At 67.2% G+C, this 18,382-nt stretch carries 14 protein-coding genes; 9 read left to right on the forward strand and 5 right to left on the reverse strand.

The genetic code is table 11. From position 1 onward, the window contains the following. The first annotated feature begins 18 nt into the window (after positions 1-18). The 6 genes from RIE31_02340 to rpmG all read left to right on the forward strand — a co-directional run bounded on the left by RIE31_02340 (position 19) and on the right by rpmG (position 8,875). On the forward strand, positions 19-786 hold the full coding sequence (locus tag RIE31_02340) for a glycerol-3-phosphate acyltransferase (GenBank protein ID MEQ8639440.1): 768 nt from the start codon (positions 19-21) through the stop codon (positions 784-786). Positions 787-798: 12 nt separating this feature from the next. Further along, positions 799-1,950, forward strand: a complete 1,152-nt coding sequence (gene dprA, locus RIE31_02345; protein MEQ8639441.1) for a DNA-processing protein DprA — start codon at positions 799-801, stop codon at positions 1,948-1,950. A gap of 88 nt (positions 1,951-2,038) precedes the next feature. Next, a complete protein-coding gene (gene topA / locus RIE31_02350; GenBank protein ID MEQ8639442.1) occupies positions 2,039-4,756 on the forward strand; it encodes a type I DNA topoisomerase in 2,718 nt (905 codons plus the stop codon). Positions 4,757-4,866: 110 nt separating this feature from the next. Next, positions 4,867-6,864 carry a VacB/RNase II family 3'-5' exoribonuclease gene (locus tag RIE31_02355; protein MEQ8639443.1) on the forward strand — a complete coding sequence of 666 codons (1,998 nt, stop codon included), beginning with the start codon at positions 4,867-4,869 and terminating at the stop codon, positions 6,862-6,864. 77 nt (positions 6,865-6,941) lie between these two features. Next, entirely contained in the window at positions 6,942-8,495 is a 1,554-nt protein-coding gene (locus tag RIE31_02360; protein ID MEQ8639444.1) for a S41 family peptidase, read from the forward strand. A gap of 212 nt (positions 8,496-8,707) precedes the next feature. After that, entirely contained in the window at positions 8,708-8,875 is a 168-nt protein-coding gene (gene rpmG, locus RIE31_02365) for a 50S ribosomal protein L33 (protein ID MEQ8639445.1), read from the forward strand. Between the two features lie 66 nt (positions 8,876-8,941). On the opposite strand, the gene RIE31_02370 is transcribed toward rpmG, so the two are convergent. Continuing rightward, the gene (locus tag RIE31_02370) at positions 8,942-10,363 is read right to left on the reverse strand and encodes a PleD family two-component system response regulator (GenBank protein ID MEQ8639446.1); all 1,422 of its coding nucleotides are present in this window, start codon (positions 10,361-10,363) and stop codon (positions 8,942-8,944) included. 52 nt (positions 10,364-10,415) lie between these two features. Beyond that, the gene (locus RIE31_02375; GenBank protein MEQ8639447.1) at positions 10,416-10,781 is read right to left on the reverse strand and encodes a response regulator; all 366 of its coding nucleotides are present in this window, start codon (positions 10,779-10,781) and stop codon (positions 10,416-10,418) included. A gap of 170 nt (positions 10,782-10,951) precedes the next feature. On the opposite strand from RIE31_02375, the gene RIE31_02380 reads away from it, so the two are divergent. Further along, complete coding sequence (locus tag RIE31_02380; protein MEQ8639448.1) at positions 10,952-12,268, forward strand: DNA polymerase IV; 1,317 nt, start codon at positions 10,952-10,954, stop codon at positions 12,266-12,268. Between the two features lie 2 nt (positions 12,269-12,270). On the opposite strand, the gene RIE31_02385 is transcribed toward RIE31_02380, so the two are convergent. After that, complete coding sequence (locus RIE31_02385) at positions 12,271-13,209, reverse strand: DUF1849 family protein (GenBank protein ID MEQ8639449.1); 939 nt, start codon at positions 13,207-13,209, stop codon at positions 12,271-12,273. A 115-nt stretch (positions 13,210-13,324) separates the two neighbouring features. Here RIE31_02385 and RIE31_02390 point away from each other — a divergent pair, with 115 nt between their 5' ends. Beyond that, positions 13,325-14,290 carry a D-glycerate dehydrogenase gene (locus tag RIE31_02390; protein MEQ8639450.1) on the forward strand — a complete coding sequence of 322 codons (966 nt, stop codon included), beginning with the start codon at positions 13,325-13,327 and terminating at the stop codon, positions 14,288-14,290. 1 nt (position 14,291) lies between these two features. On the opposite strand, the gene RIE31_02395 is transcribed toward RIE31_02390, so the two are convergent. Continuing rightward, positions 14,292-14,744, reverse strand: coding sequence for an SPOR domain-containing protein (locus tag RIE31_02395; GenBank protein MEQ8639451.1), 453 nt, complete (start codon positions 14,742-14,744; stop codon positions 14,292-14,294). A gap of 208 nt (positions 14,745-14,952) precedes the next feature. After that, positions 14,953-16,791, reverse strand: coding sequence for an aspartate--tRNA ligase (aspS, locus tag RIE31_02400; GenBank protein ID MEQ8639452.1), 1,839 nt, complete (start codon positions 16,789-16,791; stop codon positions 14,953-14,955). Between the two features lie 218 nt (positions 16,792-17,009). Between aspS and rnd the strand changes: the two genes are divergently transcribed. Beyond that, complete coding sequence (gene rnd / locus RIE31_02405; GenBank protein MEQ8639453.1) at positions 17,010-18,305, forward strand: ribonuclease D; 1,296 nt, start codon at positions 17,010-17,012, stop codon at positions 18,303-18,305. Positions 18,306-18,382: the final 77 nt, after the last annotated feature.

The raw sequence follows: 18,382 nt of genomic DNA on the forward strand, positions 1-18,382 counted from the left end.
CGACCGGCGGCCAACCCCATGCCCGATCTGCAGGGCACGGTGGGGCAGCTCTGGCCGTTCTATGCCGCCGCCGTGGGCGCCTGGCTGATCGGCGGCATCCCTTTCGGACTGATCCTGACGCGGCTGGCCGGCGCCGGCGATCTGCGGCGCATCGGTTCCGGCAGTTTCGGGGCAACCAACGTGCTGCGCACCGGCCGCACCGGACTGGCCGCGCTGACCGTGCTTCTGGACGCCGGCAAAGGTGCGGCCGCGGTTGTAGTGGGCGGGGCGTTCAGCCCGGACATGGCCATCATCGCCGGCTATTTCGCGGTGCTCGGCCATGTGATGCCGGCCTGGCTGCATCTCAGGTCATGGTTGGCCCTGGGTACGGTGGGCGCCGTCATTGTGGCCCACAATGTCAGCGCCGGCGGCGCCCCCATTGGCGGCTGGCTGTTTGTCGCCTGGACCCTGGTGGCGGCCCTGTTCGCCACGGGACGGACCGGTGGCGGCAAGGGGGTGGCCACCACCTTCGCAGTGCTGGCCGTGGTCGCGCCGCCGCTTGGCGCGGTGTTCGCCGGCCTGTGGCTGGCGACCGCGCTGGCCTTTCGCTATTCCTCGCTGGCCGGTCTGGTGGCGGTGGCGGCAACGGCGGTCATCGGCCGCTGGCTGGCGACAGAAGGCGTGGTCGCCTTTCAGGCGACGGAGCTGGCCGGGGTACTGGCGCTGCTGGTCTGGGCCCGCCACCGCGGCAATCTGGTAAGGCTGGCGCGCGGTGAGGAGCCACACATCCACCTCCGGCGGACCTGAGCGGCCAGCCGGATGGCCAGCGGAATGGAGCGCAACCAAACCCTGTCCGACGAAGAGCGACGCGACTGGCTGCGTCTGATTCGTACGGAGAATGTGGGGCCCATCACCTTTCATGCCCTGTTGCATCGGTTTGGCAGCGCCACGGCGGCATTGGCCGCCCTGCCCGACCTCAGCCGACGCGGTGGCCGGCGCGGTGCGCTGCGCATACCCTCACGCGCCGCCGCCGAACGGGAACTGATCGCCGTCGAGCGGCTGGGTGCCAGCCTGATCGCCTCCGTGGAGCCGGACTATCCTGAAGCGCTGGCGGCGACGGAGGATGCGCCGCCGCTGCTGAGCGTCATGGGCCACCGCCATCTGCTGCGGCGGCCGATGGTGGCCATCGTCGGTGCGCGCAACGCCTCGGCCAATGGCCTGCGGTTTGCCCGCAGCCTGGCCGGCGAACTGGGGCGCCATGATCTGGTGGTAGTGTCGGGCCTGGCCCGCGGCATTGACGGCGCGGCGCACGAAGGAGCTTTAGCCAGCGGCACGGTGGCGGTCATGGCCGGCGGCCTGGACAAGGTCTATCCGCGCGAACACGAGGCGCTGTTCGAGCGCGTCTGCGCCGAAGGCGCAGCAGTGAGCGAAATGGCGCCGGGCGTGCAGCCGCAGGCGCGCCACTTTCCACCGCGCAACCGCCTGGTCGCCGGTATGAGCCTTGGGGTGGTGGTGGTCGAGGCGGCGCGCCGCTCCGGCTCTTTGATTACGGCCCGCCTTGCTCTGGAACAGGGGCGCGAAGTCATGGCCGTCCCCGGCATGCCCACCGACCCGCGAGCCGAAGGGCCCAACCATCTGATCCGCCAGGGCGCCACGCTGGTCACCCGGGCGGAGGATGTGATCGAGGCCCTGGCCGGCGCCCTGCAGCCGCGCCTGGACGAGCCGCCAGCCGTCGCTGCGCCTGCCGGACAGCCTGCTGCGGTAACGGAAATCGAGGTGGATTCGGCCCATCAGCGCCTGCAATCGCTGCTCGGTCCGGCACCGGTCGTAGTTGACGAACTCATTCGTGAGTGCCAATTGAGTGCCCCCGCCGTCCTCACCGCGCTTCTTGAACTGGAGCTTGCGGGACGGCTTGAGCGGCACGCCGGCGGCCGGGTCAGCCTGGTGGCGGAGCCGCAAACCGGCGCCTGACGGGAGTTTAGCGCCACCGGAAGAACGGCGCTCTGTACTCGCTAACGGTTTGCATACACCTCCACTTTAGGGTCTCGCGACGGAAGCCATGGACGTTGTCGTTGTCGAATCGCCAGCCAAGGCGAGCACCATCAATCGCTATCTGGGCGACGATTTTCACGTCCTGGCGAGCTATGGCCATGTGCGCGACCTGCCGCCCAAGGACGGCTCCGTCCGGCCGGATGACGACTTCGCCATGTCGTGGCAGACGGACGGCCGCTCCGACAAACATATCGCCGACATCATCAAAGCGCTGAAGGGCGCGGACCGGCTGGTTCTGGCCACCGACCCGGATCGCGAAGGCGAGGCAATTTCCTGGCATGTGCTGGAGGAATTGCGCCGGCGCGGCGCGCTGGCCGGCAAGGCCGTCGCCCGGGTCACCTTCAACGAGATTACGCGCAAGGCCGTTCTGGAGGCGATGGCGGAGCCGCGCGACCTGGACCAGCGCCTGATCGACGCCTATCTGGCACGCCGCGCCCTGGACTATCTGGTGGGCTTTACCCTGTCGCCAGTTCTGTGGCGCAAACTGCCAGGCAGCCGGTCGGCCGGTCGTGTGCAGTCGGTGGCGCTGCGCCTGATCTGTACCCGGGAAGCGGAGATCGAAGCCTTCAAGGCCCGCGAATATTGGAGCGTCGAGGCCACGCTGGCGACGCGGAGCGACGAAACCGTCGCCGCGCGCCTGACTCACCTTAACGGCAAACGACTGGACCGCTTCGACCTGGACAACAGCGAGGCGGCCGAAGCGGCGGCGGCCATGGTCCGCGGCGCGGCGCTGCGCACCGGCGAGATCGAAACCCGGCAGGTGCGGCGAACGCCGCAGCCGCCCTTCTCCACCTCTACACTGCAGCAGGAAGCGTCCCGCAAACTCGGCTTCTCCGCCACCCACACCATGCGGGTGGCGCAACGTCTGTATGAGGGCGTGGTCGTGGACGGTGAGCGGACCGGCCTGATCACCTATATGCGGACCGACAGCATCACCCTGTCCGGCGATGCGGTGGGCCAGTGCCGCAGCCTGATCGCCAGCGATTTTGGCAAGGACTACCTGCCCGCCGTGGCCCGCGCCTATCGCACCAAGGCAAAGAACGCCCAGGAGGCCCACGAGGCCATCCGGCCAGCGGACCTGCGGCGCAAACCGGGCAGCGTTGCCGGCGCGCTGGATAACGACCAGCGCCGGCTGTATGACCTGATCTGGCGTCGCACCCTGGCCAGCCAGATGGAGAATGCCGTCTTTGACCAGGTCAGCGTTGATATTGCCGGCGGCGATGGTCAGGTGACCCTGCGGGCCACCGGCCAGACGCTTGTCTTCGACGGTTTTCTGCGGTTGTACGAAGAAGGCCGTGACGATACGCCGGCACAGGGCGACGGAGATGACGACGGCGCACGCCTGCCCAAGCTGACCCGCGGCGAAAGCCTGGCGACGCGCGAGGTCACACCAACGCAGCACTTCACCCAGCCACCGCCGCGCTTTACCGAGGCCAGCCTGGTGCGACGCATGGAAGAGCTGGGCATCGGCCGGCCATCCACCTATGCCAGCATCATGCAGGTCCTGCAGGATCGCGACTATGTGCGGCTGGACCGCCGCCGCTTCGTGCCGGAGGACCGCGGCCGCCTTGTCACCGCCTTCCTTGAGCGGTTCTTCCAACGCTATGTGCAATACGACTTCACCGCCGATCTGGAAGAACAGCTTGACGATGTGTCCGGCGGGCGCGAGGACTGGCAGGACGTGCTGCGGCGCTTCTGGGAGGCTTTTGCCCAGGCGGTGGAGCAGACCAGCGGTCTGACCATCACCGAAGTGCTGGATGCGCTGGATGGCGATCTGGGGCCGCATTTCTTTCCGGCCGACGAGGAGGGCACATTCAACCCGCGCGCCTGTCCGCTGTGCGGCGGCCGCCTGACCCTCAAGCTTGGCCGCAACGGCGCCTTCATCGGCTGCGAGAAATACCCCGAATGCCGCCACACCGAACCGCTGCACGTCCGGCGCAAGGACAGCGCCACAACGGAAGCCCTGCCGCGTGAGCTGGGCAAGGCCGAGAGCGGCGCCGTGATCGCCGTCCGCCGTGGTCCCTATGGCCTGTATCTGCAGCAGGGCGACGCCGAGGACAAAGCATCACTGAAGCGGGTGTCCCTGCCTAAGCACCTGGAGCCGGATCAGGTGACCCTGGAAGAGGCGCAGGCGCTGCTGGCCCTGCCCCGCACCCTGGGCGCCCACCCTGAGAGCGGCAAGGCCATAGATGCCGGCATCGGCCGCTTCGGCCCCTATATCCGCCATGACGGTCGTTATGTCTCGCTGAAAGGCGACGACGATGTGCTGACCATCGGCATCAACCGCGCGGTGGACCTTCTGGCCAGCGCACCGGCCGGTCGCGGCCAGGCGGCGGCGCTGCGTGACCTTGGGGGCCATCCCGACGACGAAAAGCCGGTGACGATTCATAAAGGCCGCTATGGACCCTATGTCAAACACGGCCGAACCAACGCCACCATACCGGGCGACCTTGATCTGGACACCCTGACCATGGAGCAAGCGGTTGCCCTGCTGGCCGCGCGGCAGGCGCGCCAGGGCAAGACCAGGAGCAAAGTGAAAGCAAAAGGGAAAGTAAAAGCCGGTCCCAAGGCGAAGGCGAAAGCCAAGAGCAAAACGAAAGCCAAGAGCAAGGCCAAACCCAAGACAAAGGCCGCGGTCAAGGCGACGGCCAGCGCACCTGGTTCCGCCGCGCCGCAGCAGACGAGGTCAGGCGACGCGTCGGGCGGCGACCCGACGCCCTCGTGAGCCGGCGGCCCCACAGACCGGACGGTGGCCGGCGGAACGGGCGCAGCGGTGGCCGCCGGCGCCCGGTGTCGGGAACGCTGCCGGATGTAGCGGTCTTGCGGCTGACCGGCATGACGGCGGACGGCGACCTGATCGCCGAGCCGGTGGACTGGCCGGACAAACAAGCGATGCCGATGATCGTGGTGGTCAGCGAGGCGCCGGGGGCGACCAGCGCCGGCATCGGCGACCGCGTCCTGGCCAAGCTGAGTGCGGTCGACTCCGGCTATGAGGCCAGTGTCATGCGCCGGCTGGAGACACCGCGCCCCGATGTTGTGGTTGGCGTACTGGCCCTGGACGAGGGCGCGCGCGATGACGGCCCCGGCGAGATCGAACCGCTCGACCGCAGGGCCAAGGGCCGCTTTCGCGTGCCACGCGGCAGGACCGGCGGCGGCGTCAACGGCGAACTGGTACGCGCGGTGCTGCGCGGCCCGACCCGTGGCCGGACTGTCACAGTGGAGGTGGTCGAGCGTCTGGGCGACAGCGCCGGACCACACGGGCCGAGCCTGATAGCCTTGCTGTCCGCCGATATCCCCAGCGAATTCAGTCCGGCGGCTGTGGACGAAGCGGCCAGCGCTACCCCGCCGGACGACACGGCGCGCGAAGACCTGCGATCGCTGCCCCTGGTCACCATTGACGACGCGGACGCGCGGGATTTCGACGATGCGGTGTGGGCCGAGGCCGATCCGTCAGCAGACAATACCGGCGGCTTTCACCTAGTCGTCGCCATCGCCGACGTGGCCTGGTACGTGCGGCCCGGCTCCGCCCTGGACGCCGCCGCGCAGGAGCGTGGTAACTCTGTTTATCTGCCAGATCGCGCCATCCCCATGCTGCCGGAGCGGCTGAGTACCGATTTGTGTTCGCTCCGGCCCGGTGAGGATCGGCCATGCGTGGCGGTCCATCTGTGGATCGACCGCCGGGGAAAGGCGCTGCGTCATCGTTTTGTCCGAGCGGTCATGCGGTCGTCGGCCCGTCTGACCTATGAACAGGTGCAGCGCGCCGCCGACGGGGATGGCGAGGAAGTCGCGCTGGCACCGGCGGTGGCCCCGCTCTATGCGGCGTTCCATGCCCTGAGACATGATCGCGAGCGCCGCGGCGCCCTGGAAATCGACCTGCCGGAGAGCCAGGTTCTGCTGGACGAGCACGGCCGTATCCGGGCCCTGCGCGAGCGGCCGCGCCATGACAGCCACCGGCTTATCGAGGAGTTCATGGTCGCGGCCAATGTGGCGGCGGCGGTGACCCTGGAGACCAGGCGGCGGCCGACGCTCTATCGTGTGCATGATGCGCCGGACGCCGCCCGGGTCCTGGCCCTTGGCGAGTTGCTGACCACGCTGGATGTGCCTTTCCCGCGACGAGCCACGCCAACCACGGCACAATTCAACGATCTGCTGCAGCGGGTGAGCGACACGGCGCTGGCCGACGCGGTAAACATGATGGTGCTGCGAACCCAGAGTCAGGCGGTCTATACACCCAAGGCCAGCGGTCATTTCGGTCTGGCCCTGGCCCGCTATTGCCACTTTACCTCGCCGATCCGCCGCTATGCGGACTTGCTGGTGCATCGGGGCCTGATCGCCAGCCTGGATCTGGCGACAGCCGGCGAGCCGGTGACGCCAGGCGACAGCACGGCGGATCTGGAGGCGTTGGGCGCGCACTTGTCCACCACCGAACGGCGGGCAGCGGTGGCCGAGCGCGAGGCGATTACGCGCTATGCGGCGCGTATGCTGACATCGGCCACCGGCACGGAGATCGACGGGCGGGTCGCCGGCGCATCGCCGGCGGGCCTGTATGTGCGCCTGAGCGACCACGCCACGGACGGCTTTGTGCCACGTTCACGCCTGCCGGCCGGAGATTATATCGCCGCACCCCACGGCCTGGTGGGACGCGGCGGGGCGGCGGACTATATTCTGGGCGATGCGGTGACGGTCCGCCTGATCGAGGCCAACCCGGTGACCGGATCCATCATCTGCGAGATCGTTGGCGAGGGCGGCGGACGACAGTCGCGGCACCGCCGCGGCCCGGCTCGGGTGCGGCGCAGCACCAACACCGGCGGCCGGCGGCCGCGCGGCCGCTAAGCGCCTGTTCATGAGCCCGGTTGCACGGCAGAGTATTAACCCAGGACTATGAATTGACGGCTATGATCCGCGCGCCCATGAAAGCTATCCAGGACATGCGCCTTCGCGTGGCGTTTTCCGGCGTCGCCGTCAGCCTGCTGCTGGCGGCCTGTGCCGGCGGATTCGGCGGCGACGGATTCAACCGCGCCTCGGCTGAGCGCATGATCGGCGCCGGCTACAGCCAGATCACCACGCGCTACCTGGAGCCCGTGACCCTGGAGGCCATCGCCACGGCGGGACTGAGCGGTCTTCACGACATCGATCCCGATCTGCGACTGGCCGAATCGGCCGGCGGCTACACGGTCTACTACAAGGGCAGCGAAATATCGTTCCGCGCCAAGCCCTCGGCCCGCGCCGGCGCCGAAAAGTGGGCCGAAATGACCATCGCCATCCTGCAGGACGGCCGCAAGTCATCAGACATTCTGGCCAGGGTGGATGCGGAAACGCTGTATGACGCCATTCTGCAGAACGCGGTTTCGATCCTCGACCCGTTCTCGCGCTATGACAGCCCGGCCAGGGCACGGGAAGAGCGCGCCCAGCGTGAAGGGTTTGACGGTATCGGCATCGCCGTCGTCGTCGGCGAAGACAGCGTACGGGTGGGGCTGGTCTATGCGGAGACTCCGGCCGCCGCCGCCGGGCTGGTACCAGGCGATATGATTCTGGCGGCGGATGAGCGGCCGCTGGCCGGCCTGTCGCCGACGACAGTGGTCAATCTGCTGCGTGGCCCGCCGCGCTCCATCGTGACGCTTAAGGTGCTACGGGACGGCGTAGCTGAACCCTTTGATGTGGCGGTTGAGCGTTCGCATATTGTCCTGCCGACCGTGGAAGCCCGTCGAACCAACGACGTGCTGCACATTCACCTGACCGGATTCAACCAGGAAACGGCCCGTCGCCTGGCCGGTGTTCTGGGCGGCATTGACCATAGTGACACGGCGCTGAAGGGTCTGGTGCTTGACCTGCGTGGCAATCCTGGCGGACTGCTCGACCAGGCCATTGAAGTGGCCGACCTGTTCATGTCCAGCGGCGTGATTTTGACCACAGACGGCCGCCATCCCGACGCCGACCAGAACTTCGCCGCCGGCGGCCAGGACCTTGCGCGCGGCCTGCCCCTGGTGGTTTTGATCAACGGCAATTCGGCGTCCGCCGCCGAAGTGGTCGCCGCCGCCCTGCAGGACCGGGGCCGCGGCCTGATCGTCGGCACCAATTCCTTCGGCAAAGGATCGATCCAGAGCATTACCCGCCTGCCCAATGATGGCGAGCTGACCCTCACCTGGGCGCGCTTCGTCGCCCCATCGGGCTATGCCATCCATGGCCTTGGCCTGTTGCCCGACATATGTACGGCCGGCAATGAGGGGCCGGCATCGGCCCAGATCGCCGCCGCGACACGGGCCATGGAAAGCCATGTCATCCAGGCAACCCAGTGGCGAATTCAACCGGTGGCCACGGCGGAACGGCGGGCGGTGCTGCGCAGCTACTGCACCGCCGACCCCAGCCTGCGCGACAGCGATATGGCGGTGGCGCTTGGCCTGCTGAACGACCGCGGCCTGTACAACCGGTTGCTGGCGGCGAGCCATCAGGCGGCCAGCCGCTGACCGCCAGCCGCTGGCCGGCGGTGTCCCGGCCGGCGTTGATAGCCCGATAGCCACCACCACGCCACGCTTGACAGGCGCGCGGCCGGCCCTATCCTGCGCGCTGCGTCGCCGGGCCCGGTCGGGCCGGTGACAGTCTCATGCCCCTGGTCAGCCAGGATCGCAGGCCACCCATGGCCAGCGCCTGACGGGCCAATGATCAAAGGAACAGCGCAATGGCGAAACCGGCGACCATTCTCGTCAAGCTGGAGAGCACAGCCGATACCGGCTATTTCTATGTGGCGAAGAAAAACCCGCGCAAGACCGAAGGCAAGCTTGAGTTTCGCAAGTACGACCCCAAGGCGCGCAAGCATGTGGTGTTCAAGGAAGGCCGCATGAAGTAGGCCTGAACGGCTTTTCAAGCGTCAGCGCCCGCCTGCCCGGCGGGCGTTTTGATTCGGGCTTGGGGCTCAGGCCGTGCGCCGCGCCGAAGCGGGCGCGGAACCGGGCGCCGCAGCCACCGTCCGGTTGCGACCGGCGGCCTTGGCCTGATACAGCGCGGTGTCCGCCAGTTCGAGCAGCGATTCCCCTGTAGCGTTGCTCAATGGCGCCGTCGCAACGCCGATGCTGATAGCCACGGATACGGCTTCGCCATCGGCCAGAACAACGGGCTTATCCGCCACCCGCCGGCGCAGGCGCTCGGCCACCATGAAGGCCGGCTCAGCCGCGGTATCCGGCATGACAACGACGAACTCTTCACCGCCGAAGCGCGCCACCGTATCGAAACCGCGCAATGATGACGTGACCCGGTCTGCCACTTCCGCCAGGACCTGATCGCCCGCAAGATGGCCATACCGGTCATTGGTCGCCTTGAAGTGGTCGATATCCAGCATCAGCAGTGACAGCGGCTTGCCCGCATCGCGCATACGGCCGACCACAGCATTGAGGTGGGTAGCCAGGTAGCGCCGGTTGTAGACCCCAGTCAGCTCGTCGCGATAGGCCATGGACAGGTTCTGCCGGTAACTGAGCTTCAACCTGTGCTGATAGCGAAAGCGGCGAACCTGAGTGCGAATCCGGGCGATGGCCTCGTTGGCATCCACCGGCCGGGTCAGATAATCACTGGCGCCGAGATCAAGGCAGCGTGCGATGACATCGGAGTCGTGGTCATCCACCACCACAATGGCCGGAATCGTCCGCGACTGTTCCTGTGAGCGAAGGTGCGCCAGCACACGCAACGGATCAGCGCCGCGACCAGGCGTACAGTTGATAACCACCGCCTCGCAGGATTCGGCAAGGGCAATGTCGAGGTCGGCGCCGCCGCCGCTGATGACGGGCACATGAACAAGGCGGTCACTGTCGCGAGAAATGGCCTGAGCCATACGGTCAAATGACCCATCGCGGTCGCCAACCACCGCGACACGGGCATCGCTGGCGTCAATCTCCATAACCGGCCGGACATCACCGTCGCCATCGCCGAGGGTAAGGGATATTTCTTCGCGCATACGCCATTCGTCGGTCATCATCTTCAGTCGGACAAGCGAGCGAACGCGGGCAAACAGGGCCTTGTCATCTATGGGTTTGGTGAGAAAGTCGTCGGCGCCGCTTTCCAGGCCGCGCACACGATCTTCCGGCTCGCTGAGCGCCGTCACCATGACGATGGGGATATGCTGAGCCAACGGGTCATGCTTGATGCGGCGGCATACCTCGAACCCGTCCATGCCCGGCATCATGACGTCCAGCAGGATGATGTCCGGCATCTCGCGGGCCACGATGGTCAGCGCCGACGGGCCATCTTCCGCAGCGATGACCTCAAAATACTCCGCCTGCAGCTTTGCCTCCAGCAGGCGAACATTGGCCGGGATGTCATCAACAACGAGGATTCTGGCCGACATGAATCAGGTCCGGTGGGCTGGCTGACGCTATGCTGCTGGGTGCCGCTGAAGGCTACTGGACATAGCGGGCAACGGTTTCCAGAAACTGGGCGACGGAGATGGGCTTCGAGATATAGGCCTCGCATCCGCCCTGGCGTATCTTTTCTTCATCGCCCTTCATGGCAAAGGCCGTGACAGCCACCACCGGAATCGCCTTCAGCTCCGCATCATCCTTGAGCTGGCGGGTTACCTCCAGGCCGGAAACCTCCGGCAGCTGAATGTCCATCAGGATGAGATCCGGCTGGTGTTCGCGGGCCATGGCCAGCGCGTTCAGCCCGTCACGAGTCTGCAGCGTGGTGTAGCCGTGCGCCTCCAGCAGATCGTTAAAGAGCTTCATGTTGAGTTCGTTGTCCTCAACAATGAGCACCTTCTTGGCCATTATCCGCCCCTCAGCCGGTCGCCTGCCGCCCAGACACGGCGGGATATGCGCGTGCGACAGCCGCGCCGCACTAGGTTATGCAAGAATGGTTAACGAAGCGTAAGGTGCCGCCACAGTCCGATCCACAGCCCCGTCCACAACCAAGAATGCCGCCACACAGAGAACCGATCATGGCCGAACCGACGTCGGATGCCGCGATTGCGGCCCTGTGTCGCGACTGCGCCGGTCTGACGCCGGCCGGCGACGGGCGCTGCGGCGCCTGCGGTTCGACCCGCCTTTTGCGCCATGCAGAGCGCGATACGCTGACCATGGCGCATGTGGACTGCGACGCCTTCTATGCCGCCATCGAAAAGCGCAATCACCCGGAGCTGGCGGATCGCCCGGTCCTGGTCGGCGGTCGCGAACGGGGAGTGGTGGCGGCCGCCTGCTATGTGGCGCGCCTCTATGGCTGCCGTTCGGCCATGCCCATGGCCGAGGCGTTGCGGCGCTGTCCCGACGCCCAGGTGGTGCGTCCCGACATGGCCACCTATGCGCGCGAGGGGCGGCGCATCCGCGCCATGATGGAAGACCTGACACCGCAGGTTGAGCCCATCTCCATTGATGAAGCGTTTCTCGACCTGGCCGGCACCGAACGTCTGCGCGGCAGCCCGGCGCGCAATCTGGTGCGCCTGGCCCGGCAGATCGAGCAGGAGGTGGGAATCACCGTTTCCATCGGCTTGAGCGCCAACAAGTTCCTGGCCAAGCTGGCCTCCGACATGGACAAGCCGCGCGGCTTTACCATCATCGGACGGGCCGAGGCGGAAGCCGTCCTGCGCCCCCTGCCCGTCGGCCGCATCTGGGGCGTCGGCCAGGCCCTGGAGCGGCGGCTCAGCGGCGACGGGCTGCGCCTCATCGGCGACCTGCAGCGGCAGGACGAGGCCGTGCTGGTGGCGCGCTACGGCCGCATCGGTAGCCGTCTCGCCCGCTTCAGCCATGGCCAGGACGACCGTCCCGTCAGCACCCACCGCCAGGCCAGGAGCATATCGGCCGAGACCACCTTCGCCCACGATCTGCGGGCGCCGGACGACTTGCAGCGCATGCTGTGGCCATTGTGCGAAAAGGTTGGTCGCCGTCTGCGCTCCGGCGACGTAGCCGGCCGCACAGTGACCCTGAAGCTGAAGACGGCGCGCTTTGCCAGCCGCACACGCCAGCTTCGCCTCCCCTTCCCGACGCAGCTTGCCGATACATTGTACCGGCACGGCAAGAGCCTGCTGGCGCACGAGGCGGACGGCACCTGGTTCCGCCTGATCGGCATCGGGGTGAGCGACCTTGGGCCCGGCCGAGACGCCGACCCGCCGGACCTGGCGGAGCCCGGTCGCGGCCGCCGCCGTGTGCTGGAGACGGCGCTGGACGATTTGCGAACAAGAATGGGCAGCGACGTGGTGCACCAGGGGCGCGGTCTGCCGGCCGGACGAAAGAGCGGGCCGCGACGGGCGCGAACGCCTTGACCCTAGTCTGACGCGCGGGAGCCGCCGGCCGCGGCACAGCCTTCGTCCGGCAGCGCCTCCAACGCCAGCAGGTCGCCCTCAACGACAGTCAGGCCGAGGTCGAGCATGAGATGATCGGCGACGCCATTGGTGAAATAGCGGCCGCCGATCTCAGCCAGGGGCGCCGGGCCGCTGTCGTCCGGATCGAACAGGGCCAGGGAAATCGGCCAGGCACGGCCGGCCAGCAGCGCCTGATCGCTACCTGGAGTGACCGGTGCACCGACCACCGCGGAGCCGAAATAGAGCGGCGTTTCCATGGCGTCACCGGTAAAGAGCGAGCGCTGATCGAACCGGGCGCCGTCTTTTACCGCCGCCAGCAGCGCCGCCGCATGACCCAGCGGGAACAAGGTTCCGGCAGGCAGGGCCACCACCAGGCGGCGCGGCGATTGAAAGATGGCCTGTCCGCCCTGCCCCGGCCCGGCCATGCGGGCCTGTCCGGCGATACGGCCCGCAACCGTGCCATTGACCCACACTTCATGGCGGAAGGTGTAGGTGAGGCCGTCCTGGGACTCGACGGTTTCAGAGAATGTGGTGATACGCCGCAACATGCCGTCGCTGAGCGTCATGACCAGATCCAGAGTCTGGTTGTAGCGCCAGTCGCCACAGACACTGAGGGTTTCGCTGCGAACGATACCGCTGGCCGAGGTCGCCCCGTGACTGGCGGTGGCGCCGGTGTCGGTCAGGGAGTAGAGCGCGCGATGGGGCACCAGGCCCTGGGCAGCGGCCTGCCCCGCCGTAGCGGCGACCCCAGCCGTAGCCAGCGCCAGCGCCGCACCCAGCGCTATCCGGCGGCAGGCTGGCGGCGGCCGGAACCGTCTGACGAAGGCCTGAATGATCATGGCGACGGCATTCTCCAGAAGCCACGGGCCAGGGTGCGACCGGACGCTGACCGAGGCGTCCATTCTTGCACCTCAGCCGGCGAGAGGTTAGCCAGTATGCCATGAAATAGCGGCGGCAAGCGGGCCTCCGGGATATGAGGCCCTGGCCAAGACCAGGACGTGGCGAAGAGGAGCAGGTATGGCGGAAAAACCGGTCGTTTTTGTCACCCGGCGGCTGCCGGAGGCCGTTGAAGCACGGCTGCAACGGGACTTCGCGCCGCGCCTCAACCCTGATGATGTTCAACCGAGCGCCGAGCAGACCATCGCCGGCTGCGCCGGTGCGGCGGCACTGCTGCCCTGCCCCACCGACAAGCTGACGCCCGAGCTGATTGCCGGCCTGCCCGACTCGATCAAGATCATCGCCACGTTTTCCGTGGGCTATGACCACATCAATTTGCCCGCCGCCAAGGAACGGGGCATCATCGTCACCAACACACCGGGCGTCCTGACCGATGCCACAGCCGACATCGCCATGTTGCTGATGCTGGGCGCGGCACGGCGGGCCGGCGAAGGCGAGCATCTGATGCGCACCAGAAGCTGGGCGGGATGGGCGCCGACCCACATGATGGGCCAGCACGTCAGCGGCAAGGCGGTAGGCATTGTCGGCATGGGCCGGATCGGTCAGGCCTTCGCCGACCGTTGCCGCGCCTTCGGCATGACGATTCACTACCACAGCCGCTCGCCCAAGGCCGAAGAGGACGCCAAGGGCGCCCACTATCACGGCGACCTGGAAGAGATGCTGGGACAGGTGGACGTGCTGTCCCTGCATTGTCCGTCAACGGCGGAAACCCGCAAGCTGCTGAACGCCGAACGGTTGGCCAAGCTGCCGCCTCACGCCATTGTGGTGAATACCGCGCGTGGCGATGTGGTTGATGACGATGCGCTGGTCCAGGCGCTGAAAGACGGCGTCATCGCCGGCGCCGGTCTCGACGTCTATACCGGCGAGCCAAAAGTGCATGCTGGTTATGCGGATCTGGCCAACACTTTCCTTCTGCCGCACCTGGGCAGCGCCACGATTGAGACGCGCAACGCCATGGGGTTCAAGGCGCTGGACAATCTGGATGATTATTTCGCCGGGCGGCCGCCACGCGACCGGCTGGTCTGACCTACCAGGCGGAAAGCACCAGGGCGCAGGGCGGCGGCGCGCCGCCAGGACAGCGCAAAATCAGCCAGGCATCCGGCGCCACCTGCTGCCGCAGCCGGGCCAGACTGGCGGTCGCCACGGCCGGGGTCAGTGGCCCCACCGACAGGCGGTGCCAGGTCTGGCCGGACACCTCCGCCGGAATCACCGACAGCGGCAGACCACCCAGAAGGGGCATGAAGCGGGCCTGCGCGCGATTGGCGCGCTCCGGCTCCTGAAAACTGGCGACGACGATCCAGGCCTCAGGCGTGACGCGCACGGCGACCTGTGGCGGCGCACCATCATCAAGCACCGCATGGGGGCCGGCCGGCGCGCCGGTCAATAGCGGCGTGGCGGGCAGAATCTGGCGCCAGGCCATGGTCTGGTCATGGGCCAGGCTCCGCGCCGGGGCCACATGCATGGCAAGGGCCGCGATCATCAGCCATTGGGGCAATGATCGGGGCAATGATCGGGACCACGAGCCAGGCCGGGAGCAGCACACGGGCTTTCTCCGCAGGTGAGGCTACAGCCTGGCCCCGGCACCTTACGGAAGGCTTAAGCGGTACGCCCCTTGCGTAGCGCGGCGCATGACGGCACGGATGGCAGCGGCACGAGGAGGTTGCCACGGCAAGGCCGGGCTAGGCGGGCTAGGCGGGCTCGTCAGAAGAAGCGGGGCCGGAAACTGCCGGCGCGACGGGCCGCGGCGGCTCCACCACCCGGATGTGCAGCTCACGCTGGCGCGCCGCATCAATCGGCGCCGGCGCCCCCATCATCACGTCCTCGGCCTGCTGGTTGAGCGGAAACGCCACGATCTCCCGCAAGTTCGGCTCGTCGGCCAGCATCATCACAATGCGGTCTATACCCGGGGCCGAGCCGCCATGGGGCGGCGCGCCATAGCGCAGGGCCGACAACATCCCGCCGAACCGCGCCTCCACCTCCGCCGCATCATAGCCGGCAATAGCAAAGGCCTTGAGCATGATGTCCGGGCGGTGATTACGGATGGCGCCTGACGACAGTTCCACACCGTTGCAGACGATGTCGTACTGATAGGCCTTGACCTCCAGCGGCGACTGGGTCTCCAGCGCCTCCAGCCCGCCCTGGGGCATGGAAAAGGGATTGTGGCTGAACTCAATACGGCCACTGGTCTCGTCCCGCTCATACATCGGATAGTCAACGATCCAGCAAAAGCGGAATGCGTCCTTCTCGCCGAGGGCAAGCTCCGTCGCCAGGCGGGTGCGGGCGAGACCGGCCAGCCGGGCCGCGGCCGCCGGCCCGTCGCAGGCAAAGAACACCGCATCGCCATCCGCGAGATCAAGCGCCTGGCGGATAGCCTCAATCCGCGCCGGCTCCAGATTGCGGGCGATGGGCCCCTGCCCCGCGCCGTCGGCAAAGGTGATATAGCCGAGGCCACCGGCCCCTTCCTCGCGCGCCCAGTCGTTCAGCTTGTCGAAAAAACTGCGCGGCCGGCCACCGGCGCCGGGCGCAGGTATGGCGCGCACTATCGAACCGGCGGCAACCGCGCGCGCGAACAGACCGAAGCCGGACCCGGCAAAGGCATGGGTCACATCGCGGATAAGCAGCGGATTGCGCAGGTCCGGCTTGTCGCTGCCGTAGAGCAGCATGGCGTCGTCATAAGCGATTCGCGGAAATGGCGCCGGTGTGACCGCGCGCGGGGTCGTCCGGCCAAAGGCGGCAAACTCCTCAAACACCCCATGGATAACGGGCTCGATGGCCGCGAAGACATCGTCCTGGGTGACGAAGCTCATCTCGAAATCCAGTTGGTAGAACTCTCCCGGTGACCGGTCGGCGCGGCTGTCTTCATCGCGGAAGCACGGGGCAATCTGGAAATAGCGATCAAAGCCGGCAACCATCAGCAACTGCTTGAACATCTGCGGCGCCTGCGGCAGGGCATAGAAGCGCCCGGGGTGACGACGACTGGGCACCAGATAGTCGCGCGCGCCTTCCGGCGAGGTGGCGGACAGGATCGGCGTCTGAAACTCTGTAAAGCCGGAGTCGATCATACGGCGACGGATGGACGAAATCACATCACTGCGCAGATGCATGTGGCGCTGCATCTTCTCACGGCGAAGATCGAGGTAGCGATAGCGCAGACGGGTTTCCTCGCCATAGTCGGTGTCACTGTTGACCTGAAGCGGCAAGGGGTCGGCCACCGACAGAATGGAAAGCGATTGGATACGCAGCTCCACCTCGCCGGTGGGCAGATCCGCATTGACCGTCTCGGCGTTTCGTTTGACGACGGTCCCGGTCACCGTGATGACGGTTTCCAGCCGCTGCGCCTCCACCTCAGTGAAGAGAGGGTTTTCATTATCGATCACGCACTGGGCGATGCCGGAATTGTCGCGGAGGTCCACAAACAGCAACTGACCATGGTCGCGCTTGCGGTGAATCCAGCCGGACAGGCGAACCGTCTCACCGGCATGTGACAGCCGGAGCGCGCCGCAGGTATGAGTTCGGTATGGATGCATGGCCCCCGACCAGGACGTGATAAAGCCCACGGAACAGCGCCCGCAGGTGCCGGCCAATGGCCATGGCGCACCCGGACTTGTCAACCGCCGTCGTAGGACGGCGGGGGCGCGACGGGGTGCGCGGCGGGTGATAACAGGTGGCGACCAGCCGCGGCTGACCACCGCAACCGGCCGGGCGGCGCTTTTCGCGCCGGCACAAGCCGTGTATGCCTAGGGGCATGCCTGATTTTCCCCTGCCCATCACCACCACCGACGACCTTGATGCCTTCTGTCGCAGCGTAGCCGACGAGGAGTTCATCACGGTTGATACGGAGTTCATCCGCGAGCGCACCTACTGGCCACGTCTGTGCCTGATTCAGGTGGGCGGGCCGCAGGCGGCGGTGGCCATAGACCCGCTGGCCGACGGCCTGGAGCTGGAGCCGTTGTTCAGTCTGATGCGCAAGCCGGACATGACCAAGGTGTTTCACGCCGGTCGCCAGGACCTGGAAATATTCTTTCACCTGATGGGGACGTTGCCGGCGCCGGTCTTTGACAGCCAGATCGCCGCCATGGTCTGCGGCTTCGGCGACTCCGTCGCCTATGACACGCTGGCGACCCGTTTGGACAATGCCCGCATCGACAAGTCCATGCGCTTCACCGACTGGGCGCTGCGCCCGCTGAGCGACCGTCAGCTCGACTACGCCCTGGCCGACGTCACCCACCTGCGGCCGATCTATGAGACGCTGCGCGATCAGTTGGCGAAGACCGGCCGGGCCGAGTGGGTTGCCGAGGAAGACGCCAAGCTGACCCACCCAGCCACCTATGAGTTCGATCCGGACAAGGCCTGGCAACGCCTGAAAGTGCGCCGGCCGACGCCTGAAATCCTGGCGGTTCTGCGCGAGGTGGCGGCGGTGCGCGAGCGCGAGGCACAGAATCGCGACGTGCCGCGCAACCGTATCCTGCGCGATGAGGCACTGGTGGAGATCGCCCAGAGCCGCCCGGCCGACGCCAGGGCGCTGGACCGCATCCGCGCCGTGCCCAACGGGTTCGGCCGCTCAAAACTGGGCGAGGCTCTGCTTGACGCGGTGGTGCGCGGCCTGGCGGTACCGGCGGACGAACGGCCCAGGCCACCACCGCCGCGCGGACGCGACGGCGCGCCGGGTGAGGTGGTGGAGCTGCTCAAGGTCCTGCTGCGCCTGCTGTGCGAGGCCGAAGGTGTGGCCCAGCGCCTGGTGGCATCGAGCGACGACCTGGAGCGGATTGCCGCCGAGGGGGCGGCGGCAGATGTGCCGGCCATGGGCGGTTGGCGGCGTCATCTGTTTGGCGACAAGGCCCTGGCCCTGGCCAACGGCGACGTGGCTTTAGCCATCGGCCGCCAGGGACTGCGCCTGCTGGAGTTGGACGGCGACGACTTGCAGGACACCACGCCAACAGCGCGCAACGTGCGGCCGGCGCGACGCCGCAAGAAGGGCGGCGGGCGGACAGCGGCAGAAACGGAAAGCGCTGCCGACGACGCCCTGGTGGGTAAGGGCTGACGCCAGTGGCCGGCCGGTGGTGCAGTGTCCGGGCATGGCTGGCAGTCCTGCTGCCCGCCATTGTGACAGCCGGCGCA

This window comes from Alphaproteobacteria bacterium (assembly GCA_040218575.1).
GTDB lineage: Bacteria > Pseudomonadota > Alphaproteobacteria > JAVJRE01 > JAVJRE01 > JAVJRE01.